This is a genomic window from Vibrio jasicida 090810c, from assembly GCF_002887615.1.
GTDB lineage: Bacteria > Pseudomonadota > Gammaproteobacteria > Enterobacterales > Vibrionaceae > Vibrio > Vibrio jasicida.
Map to the genome: position 1 here is coordinate 2156033 of NZ_CP025792.1, position 15230 is coordinate 2171262.

Here is a 15230-nt window from a genome sequence, read left to right on the forward strand (position 1 = left end):
AAAAACCAATGGGGTGAGCTCTCACCCCATTCATTCTCAATATCCAGAGTTTCTGCCATGTTAAAAGTCATCAGTTTTAAAATTTGTCCGTTTTTTCAATATGTCACCGCCATGCTTAAAGCAAAGCACATTCCGTTTGAAGTCGAATATGCCGACTTCAATAACTGCTTATTCGACATTTCCCCAAACGGTAAAGCACCCATTGTGATCACCGAAAACAATACCGTCTTATTCGATGCTGATGCCATCGTCAGCTATTTGGATAAGCAATATTCAGGCTTACTCCAACCTCGCTCCGCAGAAGACATCGCTTTATTAGAAGCTTGGGCAAACTACGGTTCCAAACAATATGTACCGCAGTGCAGCACCATGCGTAGTGTTGATGAGGCAGAGTTTAAGCAGCACTGGGGAGTCTTTGAAAAAGCACTGATTAATATGGAAAAGCAATTGGGCTCAAGTGTGTTTTTCTTTGGTGACGAACTCAGTCGAGTGGATATAGCTTGGTTGCCGATATTGCATCGTGCATGGTTGGTGGAAACAACAACCGGACACGATATGTTCCGTGACTTTCCAAACATTAAACGCTGGCAAGAGAACATCATCAAACTTGATTGGTTGATGGAGACAGTTTCTGAAGATTTTGAGGAAGTCTTTAACCGTTTTTATCTCTCGAATACATTCCTTTCCAATGTCTGAACGTGATGTTTAAGCATTCGAAACCCGATGAAAGTACTCCTAAAACACCAAGCGGAATAGCGCCTTATTCCGCTTTGCTATCCTTTCATCGCTATTTGTCATAAGCAATGTCACTTTTTCCCATTTAGGAAATTGCTAGACTCGATTTATGATAGGGACATGGAATTAACAACAATTCCGTTGGGCTGTTGAGTTCATCACCCACCACCCCAATGTAATTATTGTCAGACAAAATTAATAAGCTCTTGGAGAAAGTAATGGCGACTCATTTTGATTATATCTGTATCGGCGGCGGCAGCGGCGGTATCGCATCAGCAAACCGTGCGGCAATGTACGGTGCTAAAGTAGCGCTTATCGAAGCTCAAGACCTTGGCGGTACCTGTGTAAACGTTGGTTGTGTGCCAAAGAAAGTGATGTGGCACGGCGCGCAAGTTGCAGAAGCAATGAACCTGTACGCAGAAGACTACGGCTTCGATGTAGATGTAAAAGGTTTCGACTGGAGCAAACTGGTTGAGAGTCGTCAGGCTTACATTGGTCGTATCCACCAATCTTACGACCGCGTTCTTGGCAACAACAAAGTAAACGTTATCAAAGGCTTTGCTAAGTTCGTTGACGAGAAAACAGTTGAAGTAAACGGTGAACACTACACAGCGGATCACATCCTGATCGCAGTGGGTGGCCGTCCAACGATTCCAAACATCCCTGGCGCAGAATACGGCATCGATTCAAACGGCTTCTTCGAGCTTGCTGAGCAACCAAAACGCGTTGCAGTGATCGGCGCAGGTTACATCGCGGTAGAAATCGCTGGCGTGCTGCATGCACTTGGCACAGAAACGCACCTATTCGTTCGTAAAGAATCACCACTACGTAGCTTCGATCCAATGATCATCGAAACGCTAGTAGAAGTAATGGACGCAGAAGGTCCAACTCTGCACACCCACTCTGTTCCAAAAGAAGTGGTAAAAGAAGCAGATGGTAGCCTAACTCTACACCTAGAAAACGGTGAGAGCCAAAACGTTGATACCCTAATCTGGGCAATCGGTCGTCACCCAGCAACTGACGCTATCAACCTAGCATCAACTGGCGTTGCAACGAACGATCGTGGCTACATCAAGGTAGACGAATACCAAGAAACGAACGTGAAAGGCATCTACTGTGTAGGTGACATCATGGAAGGCGGTATCGAACTAACACCAGTGGCTGTTAAAGCGGGTCGTCAACTTTCTGAGCGTCTGTTTAACAACAAACCAAACGCGAAGATGGACTACGATTTGGTTCCAACTGTGGTATTCAGCCACCCACCAATCGGCACAATCGGTCTAACGACTCAAGAAGCAGAAGAGAAGTACGGCAAAGACAACATCAAAGTCTACACGTCGGGCTTCACTGCGATGTACACAGCGGTTACTAAGCACCGTCAACCATGTAAGATGAAGCTAGTATGTGCTGGCGAAGAAGAAACGGTTGTTGGTCTACACGGCATCGGCTTTACCGTTGATGAAATGATTCAAGGCTTCGGTGTAGCAATGAAGATGGGTGCAACCAAGGCAGACTTCGACTCTGTTGTGGCTATCCACCCTACAGGCTCTGAAGAGTTCGTGACAATGCGTTAATCACGCGTGGATCGCTTTGCTGATTTAAGCAGATAAACAAAAAGGATCATCAATTACTTGATGACCCTTTTTCTATTCACGTTTTAAAACGTTCGGGGGTATTTCGGAGCCGTTTGCGCGTTTTACTTAACTGCGCGAACCAATTCTGCAATACCTTCCCAATCGCCGTTGTCCATCATAGCGGTTGGCACCATCCAAGTACCGCCACAAGCGACAACCGATTTCAGCGCTAAGTAATCTTCCACGTTAGATGGGCTTACACCACCTGTTGGCATGAACTCCACTGGGTAAACTGCAGTTAGTGCTTTAAGCATGTTTACGCCGCCTGATGGCTCAGCAGGGAAGAACTTCAGAGTACGTAGACCCATTTCCATCGCTTGTTCAACCAAGCTTGGGTTGTTCACGCCCGGTACGATTGTCACGTTACGTTGCTGACAGTATTTCACTGTGGTTGGGTTGAAACCTGGGCTCACGATAAAGTCCACGCCCGCTTCAATCGCGATGTCCACTTGCTCTGTTGTCAGTACTGTACCAGCACCAATCAGCAATTCTGGGTACGCTTCACGCATGATGCGGATCGACTCAGCCGCCGCTTCAGTACGGAATGTAACTTCCGCACATGGTAAACCGTTTTCTACCAACACTTTTGCCAGTGGCAGAGCGTGTGCTACATCGTTGATTGCGATAACTGGGACGATTTTGATTTCTCTTAATCGTTGTTCAAGTGTTGTCATGGGTAACCTCTAAAGAATAAAGCTTAATGTTGCTACGATAATAAACGCGATACTACCAAGTAACGTTTCCATTACCGTCCAAGTTTTTAGCGTTGTTTTCTCATCCATCTCTAGTAGACGAGAAACTAGCCAGAAACCAGAGTCGTTGAAGTGAGAAAGCACTGTTGCACCGCCTGCAATCGCGATAACGATAAAGCATAGGTCTAGCTCGCTCAAACCTGTTGATACTGCTACGACCGGCGCGATAAGTGCTGCGGTTGTCGTTAGTGCCACGGTTGCTGAGCCTTGAGCAACACGCAGACAGGTAGAGATAACAAACGCTGCTACGATTACTGGCATACCTGTATCAGTCAGAACGTCTGCTAGCGCATCACCGATGCCACTTGCACGCAATACGCCACCGAACATACCACCCGCACCTGTCACTAGGATAACGCCACAGATTGGAGCTAATGAGTCGCCACACAGCTTCTCAAGTTTTGCCATGCCGTAGTCTTTTGCGAATATCGCAAGAGATACAAGCAGCGTAATCAGAAGTGCTACTGGTGTTTTACCTAGCATACGTAGGAACTCAACCAGAGCTGTTTTGCCATCAATCACACCCGCAACCGCTAGCGTGTTCAGTACTGTGTCTAGACAGATTAGCAGTACAGGCAGTACTAGGATGGTCATTACTGTGCCAAATTTTGGCAGCTTAGATTCATCAACTTGTGTCTCACCGTTGAAGAACGCTTTTGATAGTGGAATATCGAATTTCTTACCTGCGTACAAACCAAATAGGTAAGCGCCTAAGTACCAAGTTGGGATAGCGACTAGAATACCAACAACAAGCAGTAGGCCAATGTTTGCGCCTAGGAATTCAGCGGCTGCAACAGGACCTGGGTGCGGAGGAACAAAACCGTGCATTACAGCAAATGCACCCGCCGCTGGTAGCGCGTATTTGATTGGCGAACCACCAAAGCGTGCAGCCACACTTAGGATGATTGGCATCATAACCACTAGGCCAGCATCAAAGAAGATTGGGAAACCAAACAGTAATGATGCCACACCTAATGCTAACGGTGCGCGCTCTTTACCGAAGCGTCCAATCAAAGTGTCTGCCAGTACTTTTGCACCGCCAGTCACTTCCAAAATCTTACCGATCATTGCGCCAAGACCAACCAGCAATGCAACTGATGCCAGTGTGCCACCAAAACCACTCATCATGGTTGGGACAACTTGATCAGAAGAAACGCCAGTAGCAATCGCAGTACCTAAACTCACCATAGTTAGGGAAGCGAAAGCATGCACTTTTAGCTTAATAATCAATACAAGTAACGCTGCAATCGCGAGGACGGCAATCGTTAGTAGGAACGTAGGGTCTGGAGCTTGGGTTAGCTGTTCCATGGGTTCACCTTTAAGAATTATTGTTTGTGTCGTGGTTCACATTTATTTGAGTTACCGGTAACATGTTACCGATAACATGAATAAGATAAACCCATATTTTAAAGTGAATTCAAAAATTGAGATCACGCGCAAATTTGTTATGAGGATAAGTTATGGCTGGTAGTAGTGTCGTCGTTATGGGCGTTTGTGCGAGTGGCAAAACCACAATTGGTGAGCACTTAGCAGAAAAGCTAGGACGTAAATTCATTGATGGAGACAACCTTCACCCACGAGCAAACATTCAGAAAATGGCATCAGGTCAGCCTCTGAATGACGACGACCGCAAACCATGGCTAGAACGCATCCGCGACGCAGCTTATAGCTTAGAAAGCAAAAACGAGCACGGCATTATTGTCTGCTCGGCACTAAAAAAGATTTACCGTGACCAAATCCGCGACGGTAACGAAAACGTTAGTTTCCTATTTCTAGACGGCAGCAAAGAATTGATCCTTGAACGCATGCGTGCTCGCCAAGGTCACTTCATGAAAGAGAACATGGTCAACAGCCAGTTTGAAACGCTTGAGCGCCCAGAGAACGAACCTCGTACCATTTTTGTTGATATTGATGCCACGATCGAAGAAGTGGTAACTAACGCTGCTGAACTCATTCGAGCTCAAGATGAGGTGACCGCATGACTCATCAAGTAATTTTAGACGTTACTCAACGCTTAGTAGAGCGCAGCCAAGAGGCGCGTGCGGCGTTTCTTGCTCGCACTGAAGTCCAAGCAGAAGCCGGCAAAGGTCGTGTCGGTCTGTCTTGCGGTAACTTGGCGCACGCCGTTGCGGCATCTTGTTCTTCAGAAAAGAAAAGCATTCTGGATTTCACTCATTCGAATGTGGCGCTGATCAGTGCTTACAACGATATGCTGAGTGCCCACCAGCCTTACCAACACTACCCTGATCAAATCAAACAAGTGCTGTCTGGCTACGGTCACACTGCGCAAGTTGCTGGCTGCGTTCCGGCAATGTGTGATGGCGTGACTCAAGGTCAAGCTGGCATGGACATGTCGCTGTTTTCTCGTGACTTAATTGCTCAATCGACGGCACTTTCACTGAGCCACAACGTGTTCGATGCGACTTTGCTTCTGGGGATCTGCGACAAAATCGCACCAGGACAATTGATGGGCGCGCTGTCTTACGCACACCTACCAACGGCATTTGTGCCAGCAGGTTTGATGGCAACGGGCATCAGCAATGAAGAGAAAGTCGACGTTCGCCAAAAATACGCGGCGGGCGAAGTTGGCAAAGACGCACTGCTTGATATGGAGTGTCGCGCTTACCACTCAGCGGGCACGTGTACTTTCTACGGCACCGCAAACACCAACCAGCTTGTGTTTGAGGCAATGGGTTTGATGCTACCAGGTTCGGCCTTCATCCATCCACATACTGAGCTACGCAAGGCGCTAACCGATCATGCAGCTCTGAAAATCGCGGCAATGAATGCAGGTTCAGCCAACTTCCGTCCATTGTCTGAAGTGGTCACAGAAAAGAGCCTGATCAACGGTATTATTGCTCTGTTGGCATCGGGCGGCAGCACCAACCACACTATCCACATGCTGGCAGTGGCGCGTGCAGCGGGTTTGATTCTGACATGGCAAGACATCAGTGACCTATCTGAAGTCGTGCCACTATTGGCGCGCGTTTACCCGAATGGTCCAGCTGACATGAACGCGTTCCAAGAAGCGGGCGGCGTACCTGCGCTATTGCATCGTTTGGACGAGTCAGGCTTGCTTCACCGGGACGTGAAACCGGTATTCGGCGAATTCGAAGACCAAATGACGCTACCTACGCTAGTTGACGGCAAACTGACTTGGACACCATGTGGTGGCAGCCAAGACGGCGAAGTGATTGCTGCGCCAACGCAAGCTTTCCAAAACACTGGTGGTACTCGCGTACTTAACGGTAACTTGGGTAAAGCCGTGGTAAAAGTGTCTGCGGTGAAAGAAGAGCAGCGCATCATCGAAGCGCCTGCGATCGTATTCCAGTGCCAACACGAAGTAGAAGCAGCGTACAAACGCGGTGAGCTAAACCAAGATTGCATCGTGGTTGTGACGCACAACGGCCCTGCAGCGAACGGCATGCCAGAGCTGCATAAACTGATGCCAATTCTTGGCAACGTACAGAAAGCGGGCTTTAAAGTCGCGCTAGTAACGGACGGTCGACTATCTGGTGCATCAGGTAAGATTCCATCAGCAATTCACGTATCTCCAGAAGCGATTCGTGGCGGCGCGATTGGTTTGGTGCGCAATGGCGACATCATCCGCGTTGATTGCCAAACTGGCGAGTTGAATAACCTCAGCAATGTTGCGGGTCGTGAACTGTTAGAGATGGACACTGAAGCGAAACAACAGACTTGGGGTCGTGGTTTCTTTAGCGTGATTCGTCAGAGCGTTTCGAGCGCAGAAGAAGGCGCAAGCTTTATTGTGTAGGGCGGGAAGCCCCTCAAAAACAGAAAAAGCGGAGTGTTGTGCACTCCGCTTTTTGCTTCGTAGATAACTTTCAATCATCAAGCCGTCTTCATCACCACAACTGCTGCAATCACTACAAAGATACCAAACCAGCCAATTGGCTTAAGCTTTTGTTTGAACAGCAAAGCGCCACCAATCGCGGTACCTAAAATACCTATCGCGCCCCAAGAGGCGTATGCGATCGCAAGGTCAATCTCTTTTACCGCTTGAGCAAGCAACGTAAACGCCGCCATCACCAATACAATTGCAGTGATGCCCCACCCTTTGTGCTTAAAGCCTTTAGAGCGAGTCAGCGCCATGTTCGCCATGATGTCGACCAACGCCGCCATAACAACAAATCCAAATGAAACAGTAAAAAATTGGCTCATGATTAACCCCTCGCATTCGATGAACGTGACAACTCATCTTTTTGTTGAGGCTGACCGTGTGATTCGCCGAGCGTCACACACACGATACCGACCACTGCCAACGCCAAACCAAGCAACTGCTGCGCGCTTAAGTTGGCATCAAACAAAACGATAGAAACTAGGGTAATCAAGGCGATACCCAAGCCTTCCCACGTTGCGTACGCGACACCGATTGAGATTTTCTTTGCTGCTTTTGACAGGAAGTAATAGGAAATGGCGATCAGAACGTACATCACCAGATAGCCTTCCCACGCATTACTTTCGCCGATATACGACATGGTGCTGGTGCCAGCAACTTCGGCAACGATGGCAAGCAATAAAAATAGACGTGCAATGAGCATGATTCATCCTCCCCAGAAATTAAAAAACTGCATAACGGAGAATGGTGAATGTCCTTTAAGAATCAGACATTCAAAGAATTGATAAGATAAAAAGAGCCGCTTCTCCTGACTATTTGCAGTCAGATTAGCTCTTCTTCAGTAAAACAGACAGGTAATTGAGATATTCATTTTTGAATATCTCAAAGGACAGTTTGTTTATCCGATCACGTTAATGGCGTATTGAGGGTTTGCTGCACCACTTGGTGCAAATGGCGGTGCAATGGGTGGTTACGGTAGGTCTGTAAATACCCCCCCGAAACAACAAACTGGCTGAACTCTCGGTTGACCATCGGCATTGGATAAGAGGCAAGTTCGTGCATCAAGTGCGCGGTACTTTGGCTAGCATACATGATGGCATCGGTCTCAAGCAGCATTTGGCAAGCGACGCGCAAGTTGTAGGATTTAAGTAGTACGACAGGCTCGTAACCCATACGGCGATACTCAGATTCAACTGTACAAAGTGGATTGTAAGACGCAGGAGCAGGCAGAGAGACCAGTGGCAATTCCGACACCGTATCCCAGTCATTGCTGATTTGAGATAAGGTTGGATGGTCTTTACGAGCCAAAATCACCCGTTTTTCGACAAACAATGGACGCATGTAGATGTCTTTCGACAACTCAGTTTCTTGGTCGAGAATACAGTAGTCATGCTCACCCTCTAACATCTCGTCTTGGGAATAGATGTTCCAACTTGAGAAGACAAACGAAGCTTGAGGAAAGGCTTGATGGCAACCGCGCAATAAACGCTGACCTTGTTCATCCATCAAATAGGGGTCGGTCACAATCGCAATCTGACCTTGGTATTCGAGCGGGTCAAAGTCCGAAAACTCCTGGACCACTTTTTCTAACGGCGACAGCATGTTATCAAACTCCGCAGCTAAGCGAATTGCCATTGGGGATGGCTCCACCCCGTGCGCTTTACGCACAAACAATGGATCATCAAACACGTCTTTCAGCTTCATCACACCACGGCTGGCACTGGGTTGCGAAATACCAAGCTGCATCGCCGCCAACTTGATGCTGCGGTTATCCACCACGGCTTTGAGTAAGCGCATTAAATTGAGGTCTAGCGCATCAAGTTGATGTGGCATAACGGCACCCTAGTGATGAAACTGAAATAATGGCGGACTAAACGCTCTCGCCTGCGGTAATTCGGTAACCCATATCGACCATTTTGTCTTCTTGAGCTTCCCCTTTTAGACGCGCAATCAACAACTCTGCACTCTTTTCACCAATTTCAAAACGCGGCGTATCCACGCTGGTCAGTTTTGGACTGATGCTTTGACCAATGTCTAAAGCGTTGTAGCCAACGACCGCAAGTTGTTCTGGCACTTTGATGCCACGTTGTTGAGCACTCAACAAGGTACCAATAGCAATATCATCGTTGGTACAGAAAACGCCATCAAGATCAGGGTAAGTTGCAAGTGCACGCTCTAATAAATCATGCGCTAGCGAAAAGCTTGAGTGATCACCCGTTAGGACGTGTTTTGGCTCCAAACCCGCTTCAGTCATTGCGCGGTCATAGCCCTGCATACGCAATTTTGTTCGCGTGTCCAAGCGAGCGCCGAAGTAAACGATGGTGCGCTTGCCAGATTCCAACATACGCTTTACGACGCTGTAAGAGGCATCTTCGTGATCCATGCCGACCGCCATATCAATCGGCTGCTCTGGCAGTTCCATGGTTTCGACCACGGGCACACCGGCGTTCTTGATCATCTGTAAAGTGCGTTGGGTATGGTGGCTTTCGGTTAGGATTAAGCCATCAACTTGGTAAGAAAGCAGCGACGCGATTTTGCGTTCTTCTTCCAATTCGTCATAACTAAAGTGTGCGAGCAGTGTTTCGTAACCATTAGCTTTAGTGACCGTTTCAATGCCCTGAACAAAAGAAGCAAAAATTTGGTTGGACAGTGAAGGCAGTAAGATACCAATCGCTTTACTGGAAGACTTAGATAACATCGCCGGAGCACGGTTTTCGATATAGCCCATCTCTTCAATCGCTGCGGCGATCTTTACTCGAGTCTTTTCTGCCACAGATTCCGGATTACGCATATAACGCGATACCGTCATCTTAGTTACGCCAACTTTGTCTGCGACATCCTGCAATGTCGTTCGTGATTTTTTATTATGTTGAGCCATAAATATCTAATTTATCAGTAATGTTACTAGTAACATTATGACCAATACGCCCGCTCGCGACAAGCCAAGTAGAGATTATTCACCATATAACCAACAAAATCATAAGCTTAATAAAAGCACAGTAACCAAATTGCGCTCTCATAATTGTGATTCAAAGCCGAATAAATAAATGACATTAATATTAAGTTTCTTATAAACTGCCGTACCTAAAAAATAAGATAAAAAGTATAGTGCAGTTAGGCTCCAGCAAAACCCAGATTTACTATCACCTGCTTGATCTGGACGACTCTCAACAACAGCAATACCTGGCAACATTGCAGAAGAGTCAACCTGAGCTTTACCTCCAAATCGCCCCTCTTTTGGCTATCGACCAACAACAGGAACAACTCACTCAGTTGCTCGGTTTTTGCGCGCATCAGGCCACGAGCCATGAAGTCGATCTAAGTGGAGAAGTGATCAGTAAATATCGCCTTACCCATGAATTAGGTCGTGGTGGCATGGGGGTAGTCTATGCGGCACAGCGCGCTGATGAGACGTTTGAGCAAGACCTTGCAATCAAGTTTATCCAAAGCAATTTGAGTCAGGTTTTAGGACAACGAGCATTGTTTGATGAAGCGCAGTTGCTGGCTCGCTTGAATCACCCATACATTGCCAAAGTGTTCGATGGCGGTCTACACGATGATTCGGTTTACATCGTGATGGAACGAGTTTTTGGCCAAACCCTGGACGCTTACCTTTCGTTACTGCCAATGGAAGACGACGATAAGTTACTGCTGTTCAAGCAGATCTGTGAGGCCATGGAACACGCCCACCAGCATCAGGTCTTGCATGCGGATCTCAAACCGGAAAACATTCTGATTGATCGCAACAAGCGGCCAAAACTGCTCGATTTTAACCTAACACAAAAAGCGCAGTCGAATTCTGAAGAATCGCATTCAGGCTTAATCGCCTTTAGTGAACATTACGCCAGCCCCGAACAACAAAAAGGCCAGTTCTTAACGGAGCAAAGTGATGTGTATTCACTGGGTAAGATTCTGGCGCTGATGTTTCCAAGCCCACCAGTTTGGTCTGATGTGTATTGGGTGATCCGTCGAGCAACTCGCTCTATAGCAAAGCAACGCTACCGCGATGTGCGCACCTTACGGTTAGATATTGAGAACATTCTTGAGCACCGTCCAATCGAACAAAAGAAGCACTGGCCTCTGTACAGCATACTTCGTCTAGTACAGCGCCGACCGCTGCCATCGGTATTGTCCGCAATCTTAGTGTTATCTGGTTTGTTGTTTAGTAACACTCTGATTCAAAAGAACATCCAACTGCAACAAGAGAAGAAGATTGCAGAAGACATCATGTACGAAGTAACACGCCTTGTCTTCCATGCCAAGGGGCAAAATGTCGAGCATATGTCCGTCAGTGCCATGATGGAGCTGACACGTAGGCGGATTCTGTCTAATCCAGATATCCCCAAACACATAAAACAAAAAATGTTATTGGCGATGATGACACCGGTGCCAGAGAAGCACCTAACAAACGCAATAAGTTGTCAGCCAAATTGTGCACCTGATATTCGCACTAAACAGAAAGGCTAAAACACAAAAAGGCTTAAACACAAAGATGTACACACGTTCCATGGCGATTTGGCTATCCGCTTTAGCGATGGCCCCAGCTTGGGCGAACATGACTTCTGCACCCGAGGTGTCAGAAGCAGTCACGCCTACCATCAAGCAAGGTTTTTTCATCGACTCTCCGGTGACGGGACTGTATTACAAAACGACCTCCAACCTTTCTGGTTTTACACAGAAAGGTGCATTTGATTATCATCCAGGCGATGTCATCAGCTTTTTCCTCGGTAATGACGACAAAGGCTATCTACTGACGACTATGTCCAGCCAAGAAGTCTTGACTCCAACCATGGCAACCACCAAGCCAAGTCGCAGTATCAATATGACCCGCTTGTTGCTTTCTCTCGATAGCACACCAGAAAATCGTCAAGAGATTGTGTTAGCCAACAAGGTTCTCTCTGACCCAGCCTTCCAAGCGCAACTCAAACGCCTCGATCTCAATGTCATTGATAATGCCAAACATCAGCTCAACTTAGATTGGGTTTCGGTAGAAGAAGCGGTGGAGCATCTCAATGAAAGCCAAACCTATATTGAGAAAAACTTTGCTTCGAATGAAATCATCTTTGAGCCCAAAAACGTGCGCTTTAAGAACATCATCATCAAGAAAAAGGACTGGCAAGGCCGCGCTTGTGCATTTGATATTCGTTACCAACATCATCCACGTTATCGCCCACCGATTGGCGAGGTTAACTTCACCATTACCGAAACGTCTCTTATTCAGCATCCAAGCATTGGTGATTACTTCCAAGGTTGTTTCTTAGCACGTAACCACAGCATAACCGAAGACATTGTCGAGCCTATCGAAAAGTTTTCTGAATGGGAGAGCTTGGTTGGCTGTTCCGATACCGGCTGCACACGTAACGATCTCAACGGTTTCTCACTGGAAGACTACGACGATGAAGGCGATTGGAAATATCGTTCTGTTGCCCTCAACTTTGACCCAAGCACCCGACTTTTGATGGAAAAAGTGCAAGGGTTAGGTCAAAACGAGCACATCCAGCACCAAAACCGTACTGAAATGCTATGGTTCACCTACCCCGATTCCATCGATAGCCAAATTGCCTACCAAGGTGTGTGGCAACAAACCCAGTACCTACGTGATTCAATGAAACAATCTTGTTTGTTGATGCGTTACAACCAAGTATTGCGTCTACCTGTTGATGCCATCACCTGCCCTACCGACACCCGCTTATATACCCAAGATGTCACCAACGACTATTTGGATATGTGGTGGGTCAACAACGATGAGCCGAGCGCAGAACTAGCGCAGATGAATGTGATGGTACGTTGGTCACCAACCCCTTCTGAAATCAACTACACCACGTGGGAATACCTGCCAGCAGGCAAAACGTGGGAACAAGGTATTTTGTATCGCTACCAGCAAGACATCAGTCGTAACCGTGATGGCTCTGACCGTATTGAAACCCACACCATCTCTGAGTTTGTAAAAGTAAGTGAGGACGTATAACCATGGCTTCCAATTCCACCCTGACGCAAATCATTCAGCAATGGCAAGCTGGTAACAAACAAGCGGAAAGTGAGTTATACCAATTCGCTTATCTTCAATTGCGTAAAATTGCTCAGCAAGAGCGCGAGCGCAATGCCGAAAAATACGGCACCGACAATAAGGTACTGGCAGACAGCGTGAACAGCACCACGGCGCTAATCCATGACGCCTACTTAAAGATGTCTAGTTGCGACATGAGTGAGATTGAAACCAAGCGCGATTTCTTCTTGATGGCCGCCAAGGTAATGCGCCAGATTTTGATCGACAATGCACGTGCTCATCAAGCGCAGAAGCGCCAACACATCACCTTGATGAGAGAGGAAGAAGATCGCTTCGAGCAACTCATCATCATGGACAAAGCGCTCGACAACTTTAGTGTACGCTATCCGCGCCAATCTAACGCATTAAAGCTCAAGTATCTGATGGGCATGAAAAACCAAGAGATCTGTGAACTGCTCGAATGCAGCGCCAGTTTGATTGAAAAAGACCTTAAGTTCTCGCGCAGCTGGCTGCAATCTAGAATGGCGCACGCGTAATATCATGACGAAAAAATACTGGATTGCAGGCGCACTGGGTGTTTGCTTAATAGCAAGCTACTGGCTTTCAGACGAACAAGCAGCCGCTGCGGCTGCCAATATAGAGCCAGCACAAAATGGCCTAGATAAGAGAAAAACGTCCCAAGGTGAGCGCACTTCGTTGATTGAAGTGAAGCAAGCCTTAACCTCCTCATTACTAGAGAGAAACAACGATCTCGCCTTTGAAAAAGCACTCGAATCGACCTTGTCAGATCAATCTGAACAGGTTCAAGATGCTTTTGGATCATCGGTGGTCAATTACTCCGGAGACCTGACTCAAACTTACATCAGTAGCAACCAAAATAACGATGCGACAAACAACGGCAAACCGATCATTAACCTCGCTGTGGAACAACAACTACAAACGATCATCTTTGGTTGGGAGCTTACACAAAACAACCCCATCAACTACTCGCTAGGGTTAGATCAGCTATTTGAAGATCCGGAAGGTGACCTGCTCACAACTCGTATTTGGCTAGAAAATGCCAACGGGTTAAGTGTGCTCAATCAGGGGCAAATCATGCTTCAAGGTGCGCCAAAAGCCTTCGATCAAACCACCTTCTTGGCTGTATCTGCACGAGATGACCACCATGGCTCGGAAGATCATGCTTGGGTTACCACACGTTTTGAACTGCCAGCGGTGATTGAAGAACAAAATAACACTGAGCACCCTCTCATTGATAGCATTGTCTATCGTCTTGAATCCACAACTTTGCTTGGTGGGAAAAAATTCGAGTATGAAGTCGTGTATTGCGAGGCATTTCAGTTTATCGATGACGACGTTTTTTATGCCGCAGCCAACAACAAAACTCGTTGCCCAGAAGAGAATGAACTAAAGAAAGTGGGCAGCTATCAGATCAGCGATGATTCACTGATTGTGCAAACCGACAGAACGCAACAAATATGGACCACCAAAAAGGTCTATACCTCGCGTGTGCATAAAAAAACCGAAAACTACTTTATTACTGTCTTCGACAATAATCGTTTCGAAAGCTACACCATGCAGAAAAACAAACGTTCGATGGAAGAACGTTTGAACGTCAATACTGGAAAGGATCTTGAGCACTTCACACTGTTTGATTTGCTCATCCCGACTGAAGGGGGTTATCGCCATACACTCGCCAACAACTACATTTTTGATAGACGGTTTGCTCAAGGTGATGAGTATTACGATGGTTTCGACTCCGACCTCAACATAAGTGCACCCAATAGCGACTTCTTCAGTCATGAAATGTGCCAATTTTGGGACGCTTCAATTGTCGCGGGCGAAGGCATGTTCAATGATATCGTGTCTTATTCCAACAACACCCATTGTGCCACTGCACCAATACCGTCCGCGTATGCCTTTGTTTACTTCAACAATGATTACCATGCCAATGACGTCTTTCTTCATGGGGAAGCTTACAGCTACATTTTACGTCCCTTACCTAAGTACGCCAGTGAAGTTGAAGAACTTAAGCTCAATATGATTTATCACGATCCTCTTGGTACGAAAACCACTCAAAAATTAACTAAAAACTCAAAATAAGTCGTTGTATTCCATAACCAGCACCACTATTGATAATTTAAACAACTAATCTACTCAACAAAAAAATATTCAAAGTTTTTTTACGGTTTTTTTGCGGTTTTTCGTATCTTGAAGCTGCTTCCAAAATCGATCCAAAATGC

The 15230-nt window shown here is 46.7% G+C and carries 14 protein-coding genes; 8 read left to right on the plus strand and 6 right to left on the minus strand.

The genetic code is table 11. The features are described 5' to 3' along the window. The first annotated feature begins 111 nt into the window (after positions 1-111). On the plus strand, positions 112-696 hold the full coding sequence (locus C1S73_RS10180) for a glutathione S-transferase family protein (RefSeq protein ID WP_158654983.1): 585 nt from the start codon (positions 112-114) through the stop codon (positions 694-696). Between the two features lie 257 nt (positions 697-953). Then, positions 954-2309, plus strand: a complete 1356-nt coding sequence (gene gorA / locus C1S73_RS10185; RefSeq protein WP_005429991.1) for a glutathione-disulfide reductase — start codon at positions 954-956, stop codon at positions 2307-2309. A gap of 122 nt (positions 2310-2431) precedes the next feature. Here gorA and C1S73_RS10190 read toward each other — a convergent pair whose 3' ends face one another. Further along, a complete protein-coding gene (locus C1S73_RS10190; RefSeq protein ID WP_005430025.1) occupies positions 2432-3043 on the minus strand; it encodes a bifunctional 4-hydroxy-2-oxoglutarate aldolase/2-dehydro-3-deoxy-phosphogluconate aldolase in 612 nt (203 codons plus the stop codon). Between the two features lie 9 nt (positions 3044-3052). Next, positions 3053-4429 carry a GntP family permease gene (locus tag C1S73_RS10195; RefSeq protein WP_038869954.1) on the minus strand — a complete coding sequence of 459 codons (1377 nt, stop codon included), beginning with the start codon at positions 4427-4429 and terminating at the stop codon, positions 3053-3055. A 152-nt stretch (positions 4430-4581) separates the two neighbouring features. On the opposite strand from C1S73_RS10195, the gene C1S73_RS10200 reads away from it, so the two are divergent. Both C1S73_RS10200 and edd read left to right on the plus strand, forming a co-directional pair. Then, positions 4582-5103 (plus strand): gluconokinase, encoded by a 522-nt coding sequence (locus tag C1S73_RS10200; RefSeq protein WP_038869953.1) that lies wholly within the window; start codon positions 4582-4584, stop codon positions 5101-5103. Continuing rightward, on the plus strand, positions 5100-6896 hold the full coding sequence (gene edd, locus C1S73_RS10205) for a phosphogluconate dehydratase (RefSeq protein WP_038869951.1): 1797 nt from the start codon (positions 5100-5102) through the stop codon (positions 6894-6896). Before C1S73_RS10200 ends, edd begins: the two co-directional genes overlap by 4 nt. Before the next feature lie 77 nt (positions 6897-6973). Here edd and C1S73_RS10210 read toward each other — a convergent pair whose 3' ends face one another. The 4 genes from C1S73_RS10210 to C1S73_RS10225 all read right to left on the minus strand — a co-directional run bounded on the left by C1S73_RS10210 (position 6974) and on the right by C1S73_RS10225 (position 9858). Further along, positions 6974-7303, minus strand: a complete 330-nt coding sequence (locus C1S73_RS10210) for an SMR family transporter (protein WP_005429986.1) — start codon at positions 7301-7303, stop codon at positions 6974-6976. A gap of 2 nt (positions 7304-7305) precedes the next feature. Beyond that, positions 7306-7683, minus strand: a complete 378-nt coding sequence (locus tag C1S73_RS10215; RefSeq protein WP_038869949.1) for an SMR family transporter — start codon at positions 7681-7683, stop codon at positions 7306-7308. 203 nt (positions 7684-7886) lie between these two features. After that, positions 7887-8813, minus strand: a complete 927-nt coding sequence (locus C1S73_RS10220) for a LysR family transcriptional regulator (protein WP_038869947.1) — start codon at positions 8811-8813, stop codon at positions 7887-7889. Positions 8814-8850: 37 nt separating this feature from the next. Continuing rightward, a complete protein-coding gene (locus C1S73_RS10225) occupies positions 8851-9858 on the minus strand; it encodes a LacI family DNA-binding transcriptional regulator (RefSeq protein WP_038869946.1) in 1008 nt (335 codons plus the stop codon). A gap of 230 nt (positions 9859-10088) precedes the next feature. Between C1S73_RS10225 and C1S73_RS10230 the strand changes: the two genes are divergently transcribed. Genes C1S73_RS10230 through C1S73_RS10245 form a run of 4 tightly spaced genes read left to right on the plus strand, consistent with a single transcriptional unit; the run spans position 10089 to position 15090 of the window. Next, positions 10089-11447, plus strand: a complete 1359-nt coding sequence (locus C1S73_RS10230) for a serine/threonine-protein kinase (protein WP_038869945.1) — start codon at positions 10089-10091, stop codon at positions 11445-11447. Between the two features lie 25 nt (positions 11448-11472). Further along, on the plus strand, positions 11473-12948 hold the full coding sequence (locus C1S73_RS10235; RefSeq protein WP_038869943.1) for a hypothetical protein: 1476 nt from the start codon (positions 11473-11475) through the stop codon (positions 12946-12948). A 2-nt stretch (positions 12949-12950) separates the two neighbouring features. Further along, entirely contained in the window at positions 12951-13523 is a 573-nt protein-coding gene (locus C1S73_RS10240; protein ID WP_038869942.1) for a sigma-70 family RNA polymerase sigma factor, read from the plus strand. A gap of 4 nt (positions 13524-13527) precedes the next feature. After that, positions 13528-15090, plus strand: coding sequence for a hypothetical protein (locus tag C1S73_RS10245; protein WP_038869941.1), 1563 nt, complete (start codon positions 13528-13530; stop codon positions 15088-15090). Positions 15091-15230: the final 140 nt, after the last annotated feature.